Raw genomic sequence first — 17,440 nt, 5'->3', positions numbered from 1 at the left:
GCTTCTGAACTTGCTCTTTATGGTCGTCCGTGACTGGGCGATCGGTTGGCCTGCGTGTGTATGCCGGCCCGAGGAAGCTGCGGTAGCTGTCCGCCCTGGACTGCGGAGTCCAGCCGTTGGTCCTATCGGTCGGTTGCGGAGTCCGGTGACGTACAGGGCGTCCCGGCCCTTGTCGGGCACGTTGGCAACGGAGGCGGATGGGCGCGCTCATACTCCTCGTGGCAGGCCGTCATCGTGAAGCTCAGCGCTATGGCCGCTATGAGCAGTTGGACCGCTCCAGCGTAGGGGTGTGCCGAGAGCAGGAAGACTATGGCGATTATGAGCACGCCCAGTGTGAACCCGCCGAGCCAGAGGACCGGGACCCAGTCCATCGTGGGTGCCCCGCTTTGGTCCTCTGGGCGGCCCCATCCACGGATGGCCAGCGACAGCCCCAGCAGGATGGCGACCGGGATTTCTATGAGCAGCACGATCAGGCTTATGCAGCCACCCGTGAACCCGTCGCCTCGCGAGTCTGAAGGCTTTCCCGGGCGGCAATCGTTCCCCGGCAAGCGCGGTGTACGCGAACTCGGCTCGAAGGGCATGGCCACACGCTCGTACGTCACTCCGCGCGCTGCATCACGGTTCACCAGGCCGAGACCGAGTCGTGGCCGAGCTGAGCACCCAGGGCCTCCTCCTGCCCTCGAACTGCCAAGGGAACGCACTTGCTCGTACGAGGGTTCCGGGGACGCGTACACGGCCTCCGTCTGATCATGTGCTCTGACCAAAGAGGCACTTGACCAGTACGAAGGCCGTGGGGGAATGAGTCTGCTCATCACGATGCCGACCGGGAGCCGTTCGCGGAGGCGTCACGCTTGTGGGAAGACTTCTTCGCCTGCCTGACCGCGCGGGGACAGTACCGGGACCCCCATCGGCAGTCTCAACCCCGGCACTTGGGTCGCCAGCGGCTGGGTGAAGAGCGACAAGGCGGACGGAATGAGCTACTTGTAGCTGTCGGCCCGGGCCCTCATCCGGGGTTTCTACGCCGATGACCTGGCGGTGATCGGTTTGGAGGACACCGTGCACATCGACAGCGAGCCTTCGGACCCGTCGCCGCCAGCGGCGTCCGCAGGCTCGGTGTCGGCGCCTTCCTCCCTCCGTTCATGGGCAGGCGCAGAGTTTCGGGACGGGAGGGGGAATCGACGAGAAAGCGAGGACAGAAGCGGCTCGGTCAAAGGGGGAGGGGAGTGAAGAGCGCGTGTGAGGGCCCAGCGACCGAAGCCGTCGGCGGGGGCCTGGCGGCCGTCCAGACCGGCGGACGGGGCGACGTCACGCAGAGGTGCCGAGCGGCGGGTGCTCGAGCACGCGGGGCTTGTACTCGACCAGCTGGATGCGGCCGTCGAAGGTGCGGTGTTCGATCATCTCGAGGGCAACGTCCGGATAACCGTCGTAGATGCGTTCTTCGCCCGTGGCTCCGGTGATCACCGGGAACATCACGACCCGGAAGCGGTCGACGAGTCCGGCGCGCAGCAGGGACCGGCACAGGGTGAGGCTGCCGATCGTGCTGAGAAGCCCCGAGCCATTCGACTTCATGGCGCGGACCGCCTCGACGGCGTCGCCGCGGACGAGCGTGGAGTTGGCCCACGTCAGTGGCTCCTTGAGTGAGGAGGAGAACACCACCTTGGCCGCTTGCGTGAGCTCGTCGACGGATGCTTCTTCTTCGGGCCTGAACTCGTCTTGGCCATTCGGGACCTCGCCTGCGGCGAAGCCCGACATCAGGCGGTAGGTGTTCGCTCCCATCAGGTAGGTGGCCTCGGGCTGCTCGCCGAGCCATCCGAGGTACTCCGGGCCCTCCAGGCCCCAGAAACCGGGCCACCCCTCTCCCGATGCGTGGCCGTCGAGGGAGGTGATGAAGTCGACGAGAAGCTCCGACATGGCGGTGTCCTTTCGTTAGGTGTCACCAGCTTGGACCGGCCGGGAGCCAAAAACTCATCGGCCGCGCTGTGGAGTTAAGAGAGAACGCAGGACGCTGCGGCCGATCGGGTCGGCGGAGCGGTAGCGGGTGAGGTGTCTCCTATGAGGGCGCCGTCACCATCCCGGTACCGCCAGGGGCACAGGCGGTGGTACGGCGCGTCGGGGATGTAGGTGCGCCACTGCGCCTGGGTCCGGTTCGTGCCGCCGGACCGCGCGCAGACGAGTGAGACGGCGCGGGCCGCCGACCAACACCGTCTTCACCGACGACGAGCACCTCGAACGAACCCTCCGCCGAGGCTTACGTCATATCCGGCTCCAGCCTGACCTCATCGACGGCTGCTTGGCCGGCTCCAGACAGACCCTCACTCAGCAGCCGACAACGACCCGAGGAAGTCAGTGGGCAGCTTCCTCAGTGGTGCGCTCCTCGACGGTGTGGGAGTCGGTCAGGCTCAGCGCGCCGACCGTGGCGATCAGTCCTACGACGACGGCGAGGAGCGCGTAGGTGACCCGCTCGCCGTGGAAGAACGACGCGATGAGGCCGCTGCTCCAAGTCCCGTCGGGGAGCTGGGTGGTGACGAGGGCGGCGATCAAGGTGCCGACGACGGCGGTGCCGACGCTGGAGCCGACTTCCTGGGCGGTGTCGTTGAGGGCGGCGCCGATGGAGGTGCGGTTGCTCGGCATCGCGTCGACGAGTGCGACCGCGCAGATCGTCATCACGGTGCGCAGTCCCACGGTCATGAGAACCATGCAGGATGCGATGGCGGCGTAGCCGTGGTCGACGGCCCAGGACAGGCCCGCCAGCGATCCGGCCAGGCAGGCGGCGCCCACCAGGCAGGCGATGCGGTGGCCGAACCGGCGTGCGAGCCACTCGGACAGGGGCGTGGCGGTCAGCATCGTCACAATGATCGGCAGGTTGGCGAGGCCGGCCCGCACCGGGCTCCACCCGTAGGCGTACTGGAAGTGGAGGATCAGCCCGAACATCACGCTGGCCATCGCGATGGACGTGCCGATCTGCGCGATGGCGGCGCCGCGGACCGTGCCGTCGGAGAAGAGATTCAGGTCGAGCATGGGGGCCTTGCTGCGCCGCTCGTGCCGGACGAACACGACCGCCGCCAGGATGGCGCCGGCGATTGACGTGAGGGTGATGGCCGAGAGCCATCCATGCTCGACACCGCTGGTCAGCGAGTAGCAGGCGAGGCCGATAGCAGCGACGCTGAGGACGGCGCCGGGGACGTCGAGGGTGTCCTTGGTGAGGTCTTCGGGCCGGTCGCTGGGGACGCCGAGTCGAACGCCGATGCATGCGATCACGGCGATGGGGGCGTTCACGACGAGGAGCCACTCCCAGCGGACATGAGCCAGGGCGGTGCCGCCGAGCAGCGGTCCGAGCACGAACCCGGACATGCCGACGATGATCATCACCGTCATGGCGCGCATCCGCAGGGCCTTGTCGTCGAACAGGCGGAAGACCAGTGAGTTCGTGATCGGGGCCATTGCCGCAGCGGATATGCCGAGTGCGGCTCGCAGGGCGATGAGCTGGCCGGCTGTGGTGACGAGGACGACGCACAGGCTGAGCGAGCCGAACACGGCGAGCCCGATGAGCAGGACCCGGCGTCGGCCGAGCCGGTCGGCCATGGATCCGGCGGTGAGCAGCAGTCCGCCGAAGGTCAGCGAGTAGGCGCCGGTGACCCATTGCAAGGCGGTCGTCCCGCTGCCGAGGTCACGGCCGATGGTGGGCAGGGCGATCGACAGGAGTGTGTTGTCGGCCATTTCGACGAAGAAGGCCAGGCAGAGGGCGGCGAGGGGAATCCAGGCCGCACGCAGGGATGGATAGGTGCGTGCGGGGGTGTGCAGCGTTGCGGTGGTCATGACGGTTCTCCAATCGAACGGCGTTCGGCTATCGAACATGGTTCGATGCGGTACGATAGAACAACGTTCGATACGGTGCAAGACGCGAAGGGATCAAGCCGTGACACGCCAGCAGAACCGCTCCGGCGGGGGACGCCGACGGGCTTCGCACTCCATGGAGTCCGTCCTCGCCGAGGCAGTGGCCCTGCTCGACGAGGCAGGAGCCCCGGCTCTGACCTTCCGGGCGCTCGCACAGCGCCTCGGCGGCGGCGTCGCCAGCATCTACTGGTACGTCGCCAACAAGGACGAACTTCTAGACCGGGCTGCCGACCACGCCATGGGCCCCGTCCTCGCCGACGTCGAGAAGATCCCCCTCAGCGACGACCCGATCGGTGATCTCCGCGCCATGGCCATCACGTTGTTCGACGCGATCGTGCAACGTCCCTGGCTGAGCTCCTACTTCATGCGCAACACCAGCATCCAGAACAACACCTTGGGGCTGTACGAGAAGCTCGGTCAGCAGACTCTCCGCCTGAACCTCACCGCGCCCCAGCGGTTCCACGCCGTGTCCGCCATCGTGGGAGTCGTCGTCGGCTCCGCCGTCGACCTCGGACAGGAACCGACCCAAGAGATGCTCGACGGTGCCGTGGACCGTGACGAATACCTCCACCGCGTCGCCCAGGACTGGAGGGAACTCGACCCACAGGAATTCCCCTTCGTCCACGAGATCGTCGACGAGTTCGACGGCCACGACGACGTCGACCAGTTCCGCTCCGCCCTGGAGCTGACTCTGACGGGCCTCCGTCTCCAAGCCGGAGCGTGAGGCGGGGATCGAGGGGCGGTTTCAGCAGTGGATCGTCCGGCTCGAACAGGACAACGCGGATGTGAAGCTGAAGCTGGACGAACTGGAGGACTTGGAGACCGCACGGGAGTCAACCGCGAGTTGACCCGGGCGTTGAATGCCGCGCGCGATCAGCCGATTGGCCTTCGACTGCAGCGCCTCTGCCTCGGCCGCCATCAGGTTCATGCCGGACCACGCGGCTATCTCCTGGCAGGTCAGCGGCCCCTGGTGGAAGCGACGCCGGTCCGCGAGCACCTGCAGAATGCTCTGATTGTCGACCGACACCATCGACCAGACCAGTCTGCGCGCTAATCTGAGGCCATAACAGAGCATGGAGTGACCCGCGGGCCGTCTTCGGGGAACGGCGCTGTGGTGAAGGAGCGAGATGCAAGCACTGACGCTTGGTCCCACGAACCATGAGCGTGTCGTGCTCTTCGCTGCTGGAGCAGGCGGCGATCCGGAGCGTTACCGACCCCTCCTGGAGCATCTGGCAGCCCATGGCTGCCAGGTCATTGCGCCTTACTTCGAGCGTTTCGTCGCGCGGGAGGCGACCACCGCTGAGCTGCTTGCACGCCCGGTCGGGCTGGTCGAGGCACTCCACCGATGGGCGTCTCCGGACGCGGCTGTTGTGGTGGTCGGCCACTCGATCGGTGGATGGGCTGGCCTCTGTCTCGCCGGTGCGACGCCCTGGGGGCGGGACGGCAAGCCGCTGGATGTCCCACGCGAGCCACGCGTCGGCCGTCTCGTCTTGTACGCGCCCGCTGCCGGCTGGTTTGCCGCTCCGGGTGCCTTGGACGCGATGACAGCGCCGATGCTCGTCTATGCGGGGGAGATGGACACCGTCACGCCCGTCGAGCAGGCCATCCGCTTGAAGAGCGCGCCAGCCCAGGTCGACCTTCGCGTCGTGCCGGGGGCCGGTCACTTCAGCTTCATGAATACGCCTCCGCCGGGCACGGTCGAAAACGAGGGCTTCGACCGCGCTCAGTTCCTCACCGACCTCACGCAAGCGACCACGGCGTTTGCCATCGCGTCCTGAGGTGACGTGACACGCCGTCCGGACGCTGGTCCGGACGGCGCGGTATTGCCAAGGCTGTGCGGGTGGCAGAACCAGTACAGGTCCGCGAGATCGATGGCGACGAGGGGCAGCGCCTGTTGCGGATCATCCGCAGAGGCACGGGGGTCGGTGGTGACCTGGCGGCGTGCGCAGATGGTGCTGCTGTCAGCGCAGGGCATGCCGGTGGCGCGGATCGCCGCGGTGTCGTTCACCAGCCCCGACCGGGTCCGGGACGTGATCCACAACTTCAACGCCGACGGCTTCGGGTCCTTGTATCCGAAGTACTCCGGCGGTCGGCCCAGGACGTTCACGCTGCCCGAGCGGCGCGAGATCAAGAAGATCGCGAAGTCGAAGCCGACCGAGCACGACCTGCCGTTCTCGACCTGGAGTCTGACCAAGCTGGCGGACTTCCTGGTCGCCGAGGGGGTGGTCGACGACATCAGCCACGAGGGCCTGCGCATCCTGCTCCGCGAGGAAGGCGTCTCCTTTCAACGCCTGAAGACGTGGAAGACTTCCCGTGACCCGGACTACGCGGCCAAGAAAGCCCGCGTCGAGCACCTCTACGCGATCGCCGACGGCGAGGTCATAGCCGAGGACGGCGAGCCCGAAGTCGTCTTCTGTCTGGACGAGTTCGGGCCGCTCAACCTGATGCCGCACCCCGGACGGCAGTGGGCCGAACGCGGCGGCAGGCACAAAACCCCCGACCGTGAACCACGTCGGCGTCGGCGGGCGACCTACAATCGCTACGGCGGGGTGCGGCACCTGTTCGCCGCCCTGGACCTGGCCAAGGACAAGCTCTACGGCCACATCAAGCCCATCAAGCGACGCACCCAGTTCCTGGAGTTCTGCCGCTACCTGCGCACCCTCTACCCAGTCGGTGTCCGCATCGCGATCGTCTGCGACAACTTTTCCCCGCGTCTGACAACGAAGAAGTGTCAGCGGGTCGGCAACTGGGCGGCGGCGAACAACGTCGAGATCGCCTACACCCCGACGAACTCCTCGTGGCTCAACCGCATCGAGGCCCAGTTCACCGCCCTGCGCTACTTCACCCTCGACGGCACCGACCACGCCGACCACAAGGAACAAGGCAGCATGATCCGCCGCTACATCATCTGGCGAAACCGCCATGCCGACGACCGGCGCCTACGCGCAGTCGTCGACAGGGCCAACGTTGCTTGATGCGGCACTAGTAGGACTCCGTTACGTCTGCCTGTCGGTCCTGTTTGGGGGAACTCTGAAGGTGTGGACGCACATGAAGTGAACCGGGCTCGGGCGAAGTTGGCGTTATTCGTCGCTGATGTGTTCGCCTCGGTGCCACGCAAGGACCAGAGGGCCAAAAGCGACTGCTATCTGCGGGGACTGATGGTGGACGGTCGCCGCAAGTCCATCCAGGCCATGGCGGAGCGGCTGCCGGACGGCAACGAGCAGAACCTGCAGCAGTTCGTGAACCAGTCGACCTGGGATCCGATGCCGGTGCAGCGGCGGATCGCCCGGCGAATGGTGCCCCGGATCGGCCCGGACGCGTGGGCGGTCGACGATGTGTCGTTCCCCAAGGATGGCCGGATGTCGGTGGCGGTCGCCCATCAGTACTGCGGAGCCTTGGGCAAGCAGGCCAACTGCCAGGTCGCGGTGAGCGTGCACGCGGTCTCCGACACCGCGTCCTGTCCGCTGCAGTGGCGGCTGTTCGTGCCCCGGGAGTGGGCGGACGATCCGGTCCGCCGGCGCAAGACCGTGATCCCTGAGGAGATCGGGCACCGGGAGAAGTGGCGCTTGGCCCTGGACACCATCGATGAACTGGCCGGATGGGGTCTGGTGCCTCCGGTTGTGGTGGCCGACGCCGGCTACGGACAGAACGCCGACTTCCGCGACGGACTGGAACATCGCAGCATCGACTACGTGGTGGCGATCCGCTCGGACGTGACCGTCCACCCGCATGATGCGCTGCCCACGGCCCCGGCCTGGTCCGGCAACGGCCGCAAGCCCCAGCCCCGCTACCGCGACAGGCCGTCGGCGGTGGCCGCGCTGGCGGACGACCACGGTCGGGGGGCGTTCACCGAGGTGACCTGGCGGGAAGGCTCCCGCGGGCCGATGTGCTCACGCTTCCTGGCACTGCGGGTGCGGCCGGCTGGGGTCCGATCCCGCCGCCTGGCTCAGGCCGCCGCCACCGACCCGGGCAGCTGGGACGGTGTCCTGCCCGAAGTGACACTGCTGGCCGAGTGGCCCGACGGCGCCGAAGCACCCACCGGCTACTGGCTGTCCAGCCTGCCCGAGGACACCCCGCTCACCGAACTGGTCCGCCTGGCCAAGATCCGCTGGCGCATCGAGCACGACTACCGCGAACTCAAACACGGCCTCGGCCTGGACCACTTCGAGGGACGCTCCTGGACCGGGTGGCACCACCACGTCACCCTGGTCACCGCCGCCCATGCATTCCTCACCGAACAGCGTCTGGCCCCAAAAGCCGATACAGCGGACTCACCCTCTACCAGATCCTCGACACCATCCAGGACCTGCTGAACTGCTGGACCGGCACCTGCACCACCTGCCACCGCCCCCTGCCCCAAACAGCCACCACCAGCCCAAACCCAAGAGCCAGAGCAACCTAACGGAGTCCTACTAGGCAGCCCCAGAGGTAGGAGATGCCACTGTCGTCCAGTCCGTCCTTCAGCTCCCTCTGCACACAGCCTCCTCCCACGCGGCATACGGGAGGCACCCGCGCCACCGAAAGCGTGGCCCAGACCCGGCGGCTGGTCACACGAGGTGATCAGCCGCCGAAGACGCCAGCAGTGTGATGTCGGGCCGCAGCCGCAACCGAAGCAGGTCTCGCGGAGCTCTGGACCAGTAGTCCGCACAACACCGCTGGGAGACAGAGATGACCCCCTGGAACAATGAAAACCTCAGTTCCTGCGCCTACGCCGATCCCTACGCCGCTCCGGACACCCATGACAACATCTGGCCGGCTGCCGACCAGGCCTGTGACGACCTGGACTACTTCCTGCCGCCGCCCAACCCTGCCGAACGCCTCAACGGGATCCTCGACCCGCGCGATGAGCGGCGTCTTGCCCTGAATGCGACGCTCACCGCCGCCGGTATCCCCCCGATGCCGGAAGACCGCGCGGTCATTGACCAGCTCAGTGCCCTGCCGGCAGACGTCAGCACCGTCCTCCAGCGCTGGCTGCACCACGCCCTGTGAATCCGGGGAGGGACCCGCGACCGTGCGCGACGCGCTGCAGCGGGATGCGATCGGCCCGATTACTGTCCCGGCCCGGTCGGTCCAGCGGGAACCAGGACGCCGCTTTGGCTGAGTTTGTCCTGCCTTCCAAGCGTGGGGCGGAGACGGTCATTTGGACCCGGCGGAGCATCGGGGGAGCAGTGTCAACGGGGCGGCGGAGCCGGCCCTGGCCTGCGCCTGGCCTCGCTGCTGGGGACTGCCTTGCGTAACGCCTCTCTACCGGGACTGGTCGTTCACGTTGTCCTCGGTCAGTTCCCGGGTTCGGCGCAGCAGAGCTTCCCGTACGTCGTCCGGTGACAGGACCCGCAGTGGTGTGGCCAGGCTGAGGAGGTACCTGGCGAGCCCGTCCGCGTCGGGGCCGCCGATGTCGACGACCGTGGCGTCAGGACCTTCCGGGCGATGGGTGCCTACCGTCTGTGGGATCAGCCGCAGCGCCTGGTCCATGGGCAGCGGGAGGCGGATCGTCACGTAGAGCGGGTAGGTCCCGGCCGCGATGGAGTGGGAAACAAGCACGGCCGGATCGGGTTGGTCGATGAGCTCCACCGGGCGCCCGGTCGGCTGTATCTGACCAACCCTGTCGGCCCGGAAGGTACGCCACTCGTCCCGCGTCACGTCCCGGGCGACGAAGTACCAACGGCGTCCCGTGTGCACCAAGCGGTACGGGTCGACATCCCGGACCGTGGCGCTCCCCTCCCGATCGCGGTACGACAGGCGGCACCGCTCGCCCCGGCGACACGCGCCGGCCAATTCCAGCAGTATGCCGGGTGCGATCTGCGGCGCGTCGGGCCTTGTGGTGTGAACAAAGGTGGCGTCCATCTCGCCCAGCCGGTCCGCGATCCGGCGCGGCAGAACCTGACGCAGTTTCAGCAGTGCCGACAGCGCGGCCTGGTTGCCGCCGAGAACGCCGCTGAGCGCGGCCTCGCGTAGCCCGACGGCCACGGCGAGTGCCTCCTCGTCATCGAGGATCAACGGCGGCACCCGGGCTCCGGCGCGGAGGCGGTAACCGCCCCATGGCCCGGGGTCGGACTCAACTCCGTAGCCGAGTTCCCGGAGCCTGGCGACGTCCCGTCGCACCGTGCGTTCGGTGACTGCCATGTGGTCGGCCAGCTCGCCGCAGGTCCACGACGGCCGTGCGGACAGGAGCGAGACCAGTCGCAGGAGACGGGCGGATGTGCTGATCACATCTGAAGTGTCCCTGAGGTTCCCCCGAGATGCGGAGGAAGTTGACAGCGGGTCAGATGGGACTCATGAGAGGACCTGTGACCATGGCTGCACCCCGGAAATACTCGCTCGAGTTGCGTGAGCGTGCGGTACGGATGTACCGCACCACCGAGCCGAAGCCGCAGATCAAGAAGCTGGCCGTCGACCTCGGCGTGCACCCCGAGGCCCTGCCCGGCTGGATCCGCCAGGCCGAGGCGGACGCCGGCGAACGCGACGACCGTCTCACCACCGACGAACGCGCCGAGCTCGCGGCCCTGCGCAAGGAGAACGTCCAGCTCAAGCGGGCAAACGACGTCCTGCGGACGGCCTCGGCTTTTTTCGCGGCGCAACTCGACCCGACCCGGCCCAGGTGACGGCGCTCGTTGACGAGCATCCCCGCCTGGGAGTCGAGTGCGTCCTGCGGGAACTGCACATCGCCTCCTCCACCTACTACCGCTGGCGCCGCGCGGAGAAGGAGCCGTGCGAACGGCGGCGCCGCGACGTCGAACTGACCGAGCGGATCAAGGAGATCCACGCGGAGTCCGGCGGCAATTACGGCTCGCCGCGCGTGCACGCCGTCCTCAAACGCGAGGGCGTCTGCGTGGGCCGCAAGCGGGTCGAGCGCCTGATGCGCGAGGCCGACATCGCGGGGATCAGCCCGCGGCGCAAGGGCTTCACGCGCCGCGATCCCAAGGCCAGCCTCGCCCCGGACCTGGTCAACCGGGACTTCACCGCACCGGCGCCGAACCGGTTGTGGGTCACCGACCTCACGAAGGTCTCCACCGGCGAGGGACCGTTGTGGCTCTCCGCGATCAGGGACGCCTTCTCCCGCCGGGTGGTCGCGTGGGAGACCTCCGACCGCGCGGACGCCGACCTGGTCCTGACCACGCTGGAGTACGCGCGCGTCCCGCGAGGTCGAGCCGGGCAAGCTCATCCATCACGCCGACCACGGCTGTCAGTACACGTCCATCAAGCTCACAACTCGGCTGATGCGAGCGGGAGTTGAGGCATCCATGGGCTCCGTCGGGGACTCGTACGATAACGCCCTCGCGGAGAACCTCTGGATGCTCATCAAAACCGAGGGTCTCCGTGGCCGCACTTTCACCACGAGGGCCGAGGCGAATCTCGCGCTCTTCGAGTACATCGACGGCTTCTATAACTCCCGCCGCATCCAGGAGCGGCTCGGCTTCCTCAGCCCGATCGAGTTCGAGGAGAAGTACTACGCCGAGCAGGCGACGGCCGAACCAACGAATCTGAACACCCGTCAACCCCTGCTGACCAGCTGATCAGCGGTTCCCGCACGACGGGGGAACCTCACCCGCATGACCAGGACCGAATCTGTCCTGGTCCCGTCATAGCGTCATCCTCATGAGCACTGGAAAAACATCCGCACCCGCGATCCGCTACGCGGCCGTCACCTTCGACTGCCCGGATCCCGCCGAAATGGCCCGCTTCTACGGGGAGGCCCTCGCCCTGCCCGTCGCCTACTCCAGCGACGACTTCATCCTGCTCGGCCAGGAGGGCGCTGCCGGACTGGGGTTCAACCGGCTGACCGACTACAGGCGTCCCACCTGGCCGGACCCGTCCCAGGAGAAGCAGGCACACATCGAACTGGGCGTCGACGACCTGGAGTCCGCGCAGGCTCACCTGCTGGCCCTGGGCGCTGTCGAGCCCCCGACCCAGCCCCAGCCCGACCGGTGGCGGGTTCTGCTGGACCCCGCCGGCCACCCGTTCTGCATCACCACTCTGGTCTGAACATGACCGGCAGCTGGTGATCATGACCGCGCATCCGGGCAAGGACGACGAACTCGCCGCTGTCCTGCTGAGGTCGCGGAAAGGCTGCACGGCTTTCCTGGCCGCGAGTTCTACCTGATCAGCCAGGTCACGGCAGACCCGGATACGGTGCACGTCACCGAGGTCTGGCGGGACGACACCAGCGCCCGATCCACCCTTGCCGCTCCGACGGCCGCCGAAGGCCCCGGCCCCGCAGAAGTCCTCGAGTGCTGTCGGCCCCACCGCACCGCACGGACGTCGCCGTCCTGGGCGGAGTGGGTCTCCCCGACGGCCAGCCCTGACACACGCCTCTGGCTGCCTGAATGGCCCGCCCGGAGGTCATTCCTGCAGCTGGGACGCGTACGACTGGCCCCGACATGCCCGTTGCGCCGCTGATGACGGGCGCGCTGACGGAACGGCGGTCAGTAGCGCTGTTCTCCATGTCGCGGACATGCGCACGACGTGACCTACCAGTTCAGGGCTCTCCTGCACACTCGACGACGTCCAGTTCGCGCGCCGCGACTACCAACATCGCTCCCGGCTCGCCGCCCTGCACGAGCCCGCCCGGCAGTAGTGGCTCACCCTGCCCACACACCTGCCCTTCGTCCGCCCCACGCGGACCAACCAGGCCCGGCTCGTCGACCCCATCGCTGCCGTCGCGTGGTCAGCCTGGCTGATGTCGCCGACGGCCCCCTCGGCGACAGGCAGTCGGCCAATTTAACCGGGCTCCAGGTCGAGAAGGGCAGGCCGGGTTCGGTCGGCTGACTTCGGGTAACGCGAAGCGAAGCCGTCGGTCCCGGACCAGGTCCGTGCTGGGTGAGCGTGACCGTGGCGATCTTCGCCACGGCCATGCCCTGCGCCGACAGCCCCACCATCTGGGCCCGACGCCAGGTCACCACCGCCCCCGTGCCGCAGCGGACAGTTCGCAGCAACCGCCGGCCCTCATCGTCATCGATCTCGCGAACCGCACTGTGGCCCGGTGGTCTGGCATCTGCTTCGTCCGGTGGGCTACGTTGTGCAGCTATGACTACCGGGACGGCATTGCGCCACTCACAGATCGGTGACCCGGTGCTCCTCTGAGCGCCGTACGGGCCAGTGCGGGCCCGCTGTTCGATCGAGGATCTTGCGCTGTGGCGCGAGCTCCGCCTCCGTCGTGTTGATCACAGGCTCGATACGTCAACCACGACAGGAGAATTCATGCCCATCAAGATGCTCCAGATTCCCACCGCGGACGGCCATGCCGACGCGTTCGCTGCCCTTCCCGACGGTGGCGGTCGGCACCCAGGGGTGCTGATGTACGCGGACGGCTTCGGGATTCGGCCCGTGCTGCGGGAGATGGCCCGGGAGCTGGCCGGGCACGGGTACTACGTGCTCGTCCCCAACCTCTTTTACCGGCACGGCCGGGCACCGGTGATCGAACTTCCCGAGCACATCGGAGAAGAGGTCCGGTCGGCGGTCTTCGCTCAGCTGATGCCCTTGATCGAGGCGCACACCGCAGAACGTGTCCTGAGCGACGCTGACGCCTATCTCACGTTCCTTACTGCTCAGCCCGAGGTCAGCGCCGGACCGTTTGCGGTGACCGGCTACTGCATCGGCGGCCTCGCGGCGACGCGCACGGCCGCGGCCCACCCCGGCCAAGTGGCCGCCCTCGCCGCATTCCACGGCCCGGTGGGAGCCGACGGACCCGACAGCCTCTCCAAGCTCACCGCCGAGGTCCACTTCGGCCACGCCGAGAGCGACTTGACGCCCGCGGCCCTCGGCGAGCTCAACAAGGCCCTGGACGCGGCGGGTGTCGGCTACACCTCCGAGATCTACCCCGGCACCGTCCACGGCTTCACCATGTCCGACACCGATGCCTTCAACCCCGCCGCACTGCAGCGTCACTGGGACAGCCTGTTGCCGCTTCTCGGCCGCACCCTGACCAAGAGCTGAGCTTGATCTCTTAACCTCGTGCTGTCGTGCGCGTCTCGCACGCGTTCGCTCGGACGGGGCAATCCCCGCATACCGGGGCGGCCTTCGCCTGATCCTGCGTTCCGGATCAAGACACACGTGGGACCAGCACGAGGGCCGTGGACGTGAGTGTGCTGCAACTGGACGTCAGGCGAGACGCGTTCGCCTGGCGTCGCACTTCCGGGGATGTCGTGTACGCATGCCTGACCGCAGGGGGCGAAGCACTCTTCGAGCTGGCGGACGCGCTGTCGTACGCAGACGGGCCGGTGACCTCGTTGATGGACCTGACACGCTCGTGGTCGAGCACCGGCGCCGGCACGGCGCGATGTACGCCGCGCTGAACCACAACCCCATCAACAACGCTCGGCCTGGGCGGCTGCTGTCCGCACTGCCGCAGCTGAAGGCCGCCGAGGGACGGCTGCCTTTCCTGCCTTCCTGTGTGCGCAACAGGCGCATGGATACCCCTCTTTCCTCGCCGATTTGCGAAACCGGAACCCCGGTGCCGTGAGGCGTCCGCAGCGCGTCCTTGGGACCGCCGCATCCCAACTGCCGCCGTCGCCAGGACGTCGCCACACCTTTCCACCGTGGCCGAAAGGACCAGGCCGCAGAGGATCAGAGGGGCGATACGTCGCACCACACCCACGGCGGGTGAACCGCTCACCCGTCGCCCTTGGCTCGCTGCGGTGACGGGGCAACAGCGTGAGCCTTGAGGCCCCCCGGGCGGCGTGGGCAAAGTCGGGCATGAAGTTTTCCCAAGGCCCGTGGCAGTGGCGACGGCGCTCCTCCACCACCCTCACCGACACAGCAGACCGCCTTGGCATGGCTCGCCCGCTGGCCGGCCTTCGAGGTCGGCGGACTTCGCCTGGCCAGCCGTCGTGGGGCCTCCGGAAGTGTCGGCCGCCTGAACAGTGCGGCCCGGTGTGTGCCACGGGTCGGTGATCGGCTGTCAGCCGGACGCATGGTGCAGGCCACGGTGGCGCGGGGCCGAAGAAGGCGTGTCGCGTCAGCCCTTCACCGAACGGGCCGAGCCCCACAGGGCGCCCGGGTTGACCCGGTCCGGATGGATCTCCAACATCGCTTGGTAGAGCTCCTCAGTGGAGGCGGTGCGCGCGACGCAGTCCTCGAAGCCATCGATGTAGGCGCGGGTCTCGGCGAGGATGCCCGGCGAGTCAGGCCGGCCGGGACGCTTGTGCCCCGCCACGACATGGTCGGCTCCGAGGCCGGCAATCACGCCGAGCGCCTCCTTCCACGCTTTGCGGCCCTCGCTCGGCGACTCGGCGAGATACAGGTGCACGTCGTTGTAGGCGGCATCCCCGGCGACCACGAGCCCGATGGACGGGACGTGCAGCGCGGTCGTGTCGTCGGTGTCGGTGTGACCGAGCGGCACGACCGTCAACTCTCGTCCCTCGAGTTCGAGCACCTGGTCCTTCATCGGGTCGGCTGCCACGAGGCGCTCCGGGATCTGGCCCGGGAACCTTGCGTTCCAGAAGCTCTCGACGAAGCTCGGCTCCATCTGCTTCGCCATGTGTTCGACGACCGCCGGCGTGGCGACCGCTCGAGCGGTCGGGAAGCGCTCGAGAAGGGTCGCCAGCCCGAACCAATGATCTCCATGTCCGTGAGTGACGTAGACCGTCGTCAGATTCCGGTCGTACGTTTCCACCCATTCGGCGAGCGCGACGGCTTGCTGGACCGTCATGACCGGGTCGACGAGTACCGCGTCCCGCTCGCCGTAGACGAGTGTCGAGGAGGTGGGCGACCACATCCGCCGCTCCACACCGGGCGGCAGATCACTGATCTCTGTGGGGATCGAGGGTGAGATGTGGACTGCGTATCGAAGGTCCTTCTTACCGGCCAAGGCCGACTCCTATCGTTTAGTTGTCATGGGGCCCGTGCCCCGCGGTCGAGGCGGCCGTGTCGGGGCGCACTCGTTCTATGCCTGCAGATACTTCTGGAACCAGTCGAGTGCTTCCGAGCATGCGCGCTCGAACTGGGCGCGGTACGGGTCGAAATGGCCACCGGGGATGAGGACCAGCTTCTTGGGTTCGAGTGCGTCCTCGTAGGCCTCGAGAGCGACGTCGGTCACCGTCAGGTAGTCGTCCTTGGCCACGATCATCAGCAAAGGCGTGGGGGACACCCTGCGGATGAACGACCCGGGCTCGTACATGCGCGCCATGCGCGTGGACCGTACGGTCACCCGGTTCTCCCAGACTCCCTCCGGCAGCTCCTGGAGATAGAAGTCGACCGCGTCGCCGGAGTAGTAGGACGCGCGGACCGCCGGATCGCTGCTGACGATCTGCTGGTACTGGAGCGGTTCCCCGCGAGCGGCGCTGCGCTCCTCCTCCGCGAGCCCCTCCTCGAGGGCGGGAACGAGATGCGGAGGCACCCGCCGCAGCCCCTGCCGGAAGCCGCTGATGTTCGGGACCTGCGCGACGACGGCCTTCAGGCGCCGGTCCGTGGCGCCGAGCACGATGGCGTGCCCGCCGGCGTAACTGCTTCCCCAGACACCGAGCCGGTCCGGATCGACCTCGGGCTGCGCCTCCAGGAAGGAGATCGCCCGACGCCAGTCCTCGGCCTGCACCCACGGATTGACGTCCTGACGTGGCTCGCCGTCGCTGGCGCCGAACGTGCGGTGGTCGTGGAGGAGTACGGCGAAGCCCGCCTCGGCGAACCGCCGGGCGAAGCCCTCCAGGGCGTGTTCCTTGACGCCCGCGTAGCCGTGAGCCATGGAGATCGCCGGATGCGGGCCTTCGCCTTCGGGTACGAAATACCAGCCGCGCAGGGTCACTCCGCCGTCGGCGGTGAAGGCCACGTCTCGCCTGTCAACCATGGTTCCTCTTTTCCTTACTGTCACTCCTGCCGCGCCGGGTGGGTGGCGGGCCGGTGGGGTGGGCTGCCGTCGGGGGGCCGTCGGCGAGCCAGGACTCGATCTGCTTCCAGCCCTCGGACCGTTCCGGGTCGAGCATCATGGTGTGTCCGACGGCGGCGATCTTCCGGAGTCGCGCCCCGTAGCGCCGCGCAGTGGCCCGTACGGAGACGAGGGGCACGAGCCGGTCCTTCGCGGCGGCGACCACCAGGACCGGCAGCGGCGGCACGCCCGTCGGCCGGTGGAAGAGGAACTGGTACTGGACGAACGGGGAGTCGGGGGTCAGGCGCTTGCTCGCCTCGGCCGTCGCCGGGTCGTCCGGGTGGGCGTAGAGGATGTGGGGACCGAGCTTGATCGGCCTGCCGGCTATGTAGCGAGGCACTTGCCACGGTTGCCGGCGCAGTACCGCCAGAATCGTGTGCACCGCGGGACGTGGGGGCAGCGGAGCGACCAGGATCATGGCAGCGGCGTTCGCCGCCGCGGCAGCGCGTTGGACGACGAGCGCGCCCATGGAGTGCCCGATCAGCACGACGGGCCCCGGGAGCGAGCGTGCGGCGCGGACGACGTCGGCCTCGTAGTCGCTCAGCGCGGAGCGGGCGGCGGTGCCGCCGCTGCCGCCGTGGCCGCGCAGGGAGACCGCCCAGCTGTCGTGTCCGGCCGCGGCCGCCGCGGCCATCCAGTCCTCCCAGACCCAAGCGGCGTAGCCCAGACCGTGTACGAACAGCAACTGGG

Annotated in this window: 18 protein-coding genes and 3 pseudogenes; 12 read left to right on the top strand and 9 right to left on the bottom strand. The window is 67.9% G+C overall.

The annotated features are described in order from the left end of the window. Nucleotides 1–122 precede the first annotated feature (122 nt). Nucleotides 123–467 carry a DUF6234 family protein gene (locus QF037_RS03375; RefSeq protein WP_307021629.1) on the bottom strand — a complete coding sequence of 115 codons (345 nt, stop codon included), beginning with the start codon at nt 465–467 and terminating at the stop codon, nt 123–125. Nucleotides 468–1,305: 838 nt separating this feature from the next. Further along, nucleotides 1,306–1,911 carry a dihydrofolate reductase family protein gene (locus tag QF037_RS03370; protein ID WP_307021627.1) on the bottom strand — a complete coding sequence of 202 codons (606 nt, stop codon included), beginning with the start codon at nt 1,909–1,911 and terminating at the stop codon, nt 1,306–1,308. Nucleotides 1,912–2,179: 268 nt separating this feature from the next. Here QF037_RS03370 and QF037_RS51435 point away from each other — a divergent pair. Beyond that, nucleotides 2,180–2,347 (top strand): annotated as a pseudogene (locus tag QF037_RS51435) (IS630 family transposase); the annotation flags it as partial. On the opposite strand, the gene QF037_RS03365 reads toward QF037_RS51435, so the two are convergent. After that, complete coding sequence (locus tag QF037_RS03365; protein WP_307021625.1) at nt 2,344–3,816, bottom strand: MFS transporter; 1,473 nt, start codon at nt 3,814–3,816, stop codon at nt 2,344–2,346. The pseudogene QF037_RS51435 and the gene QF037_RS03365 sit on opposite strands and share 4 nt — an antisense overlap. A gap of 154 nt (nt 3,817–3,970) precedes the next feature. On the opposite strand from QF037_RS03365, the gene QF037_RS03360 reads away from it, so the two are divergent. Further along, nucleotides 3,971–4,618: a TetR/AcrR family transcriptional regulator gene (locus tag QF037_RS03360; RefSeq protein WP_307036961.1), complete on the top strand. Its 648-nt coding sequence runs from the start codon at nt 3,971–3,973 to the stop codon at nt 4,616–4,618. Between the two features lie 21 nt (nt 4,619–4,639). On the opposite strand, the gene QF037_RS03355 is transcribed toward QF037_RS03360, so the two are convergent. Next, on the bottom strand, nt 4,640–4,924 hold the full coding sequence (locus QF037_RS03355; protein ID WP_307021623.1) for a hypothetical protein: 285 nt from the start codon (nt 4,922–4,924) through the stop codon (nt 4,640–4,642). Nucleotides 4,925–5,021: 97 nt separating this feature from the next. Between QF037_RS03355 and QF037_RS03350 the strand changes: the two genes are divergently transcribed. The 4 genes and pseudogenes from QF037_RS03350 (at nt 5,022) to QF037_RS03335 (ending at nt 8,883) form a co-directional block, all read left to right on the top strand. Beyond that, nucleotides 5,022–5,672, top strand: a complete 651-nt coding sequence (locus QF037_RS03350; RefSeq protein WP_307021621.1) for an alpha/beta hydrolase family protein — start codon at nt 5,022–5,024, stop codon at nt 5,670–5,672. 62 nt (nt 5,673–5,734) lie between these two features. Continuing rightward, nucleotides 5,735–6,869, top strand: a pseudogene (locus QF037_RS03345) (IS630 family transposase). Nucleotides 6,870–6,932: 63 nt separating this feature from the next. Beyond that, nucleotides 6,933–8,207 carry an IS701 family transposase gene (locus QF037_RS03340; protein ID WP_307021619.1) on the top strand — a complete coding sequence of 425 codons (1,275 nt, stop codon included), beginning with the start codon at nt 6,933–6,935 and terminating at the stop codon, nt 8,205–8,207. 355 nt (nt 8,208–8,562) lie between these two features. Continuing rightward, a complete protein-coding gene (locus QF037_RS03335) occupies nt 8,563–8,883 on the top strand; it encodes a hypothetical protein (protein WP_307021618.1) in 321 nt (106 codons plus the stop codon). A gap of 255 nt (nt 8,884–9,138) precedes the next feature. Here the strand turns inward: QF037_RS03335 and QF037_RS03330 are convergent, their stop codons facing one another. After that, the gene (locus QF037_RS03330; RefSeq protein WP_307021617.1) at nt 9,139–10,104 is read right to left on the bottom strand and encodes a helix-turn-helix transcriptional regulator; all 966 of its coding nucleotides are present in this window, start codon (nt 10,102–10,104) and stop codon (nt 9,139–9,141) included. An 83-nt stretch (nt 10,105–10,187) separates the two neighbouring features. On the opposite strand from QF037_RS03330, the gene QF037_RS03325 reads away from it, so the two are divergent. From QF037_RS03325 to QF037_RS03310, 4 genes are all read left to right on the top strand, one after another. Continuing rightward, entirely contained in the window at nt 10,188–10,496 is a 309-nt protein-coding gene (locus QF037_RS03325) for a transposase (protein WP_307021614.1), read from the top strand. Continuing rightward, nucleotides 10,493–11,128 (top strand): IS3 family transposase, encoded by a 636-nt coding sequence (locus QF037_RS03320; RefSeq protein WP_307021612.1) that lies wholly within the window; start codon nt 10,493–10,495, stop codon nt 11,126–11,128. Before QF037_RS03325 ends, QF037_RS03320 begins: the two co-directional genes overlap by 4 nt. A 7-nt stretch (nt 11,129–11,135) precedes the next feature. Then, on the top strand, nt 11,136–11,408 hold the full coding sequence (locus QF037_RS03315; protein ID WP_307021610.1) for an IS3 family transposase: 273 nt from the start codon (nt 11,136–11,138) through the stop codon (nt 11,406–11,408). An 82-nt stretch (nt 11,409–11,490) separates the two neighbouring features. Then, complete coding sequence (locus QF037_RS03310) at nt 11,491–11,877, top strand: VOC family protein (protein WP_307021608.1); 387 nt, start codon at nt 11,491–11,493, stop codon at nt 11,875–11,877. Between the two features lie 833 nt (nt 11,878–12,710). Here QF037_RS03310 and QF037_RS03305 read toward each other — a convergent pair. After that, nucleotides 12,711–12,920, bottom strand: a pseudogene (locus QF037_RS03305) (hypothetical protein); the annotation flags it as partial. Between the two features lie 172 nt (nt 12,921–13,092). Here QF037_RS03305 and QF037_RS03300 point away from each other — a divergent pair. Together QF037_RS03300 and QF037_RS03295 are read left to right on the top strand one after the other, a co-directional pair. After that, complete coding sequence (locus tag QF037_RS03300) at nt 13,093–13,827, top strand: dienelactone hydrolase family protein (protein WP_307021606.1); 735 nt, start codon at nt 13,093–13,095, stop codon at nt 13,825–13,827. A 313-nt stretch (nt 13,828–14,140) separates the two neighbouring features. Continuing rightward, the gene (locus tag QF037_RS03295; RefSeq protein WP_307021602.1) at nt 14,141–14,353 is read left to right on the top strand and encodes a hypothetical protein; all 213 of its coding nucleotides are present in this window, start codon (nt 14,141–14,143) and stop codon (nt 14,351–14,353) included. 495 nt (nt 14,354–14,848) lie between these two features. Here QF037_RS03295 and QF037_RS03290 read toward each other — a convergent pair whose 3' ends face one another. The 3 genes from QF037_RS03290 to QF037_RS03280 form a co-directional block, all read right to left on the bottom strand. After that, complete coding sequence (locus QF037_RS03290; protein WP_307021600.1) at nt 14,849–15,700, bottom strand: MBL fold metallo-hydrolase; 852 nt, start codon at nt 15,698–15,700, stop codon at nt 14,849–14,851. 75 nt (nt 15,701–15,775) lie between these two features. Then, entirely contained in the window at nt 15,776–16,672 is an 897-nt protein-coding gene (locus tag QF037_RS03285; RefSeq protein ID WP_307021598.1) for an alpha/beta hydrolase, read from the bottom strand. Next, entirely contained in the window at nt 16,665–17,435 is a 771-nt protein-coding gene (locus tag QF037_RS03280) for an alpha/beta hydrolase (RefSeq protein WP_307021596.1), read from the bottom strand. Before QF037_RS03280 ends, QF037_RS03285 begins: the two co-directional genes overlap by 8 nt. Nucleotides 17,436–17,440: the final 5 nt, after the last annotated feature.

Source organism: Streptomyces canus (assembly GCF_030815415.1).
GTDB classification, from domain to species: domain Bacteria; phylum Actinomycetota; class Actinomycetes; order Streptomycetales; family Streptomycetaceae; genus Streptomyces; species Streptomyces canus_F.
This window is presented reverse-complemented; position numbering and strand designations above follow the sequence as displayed.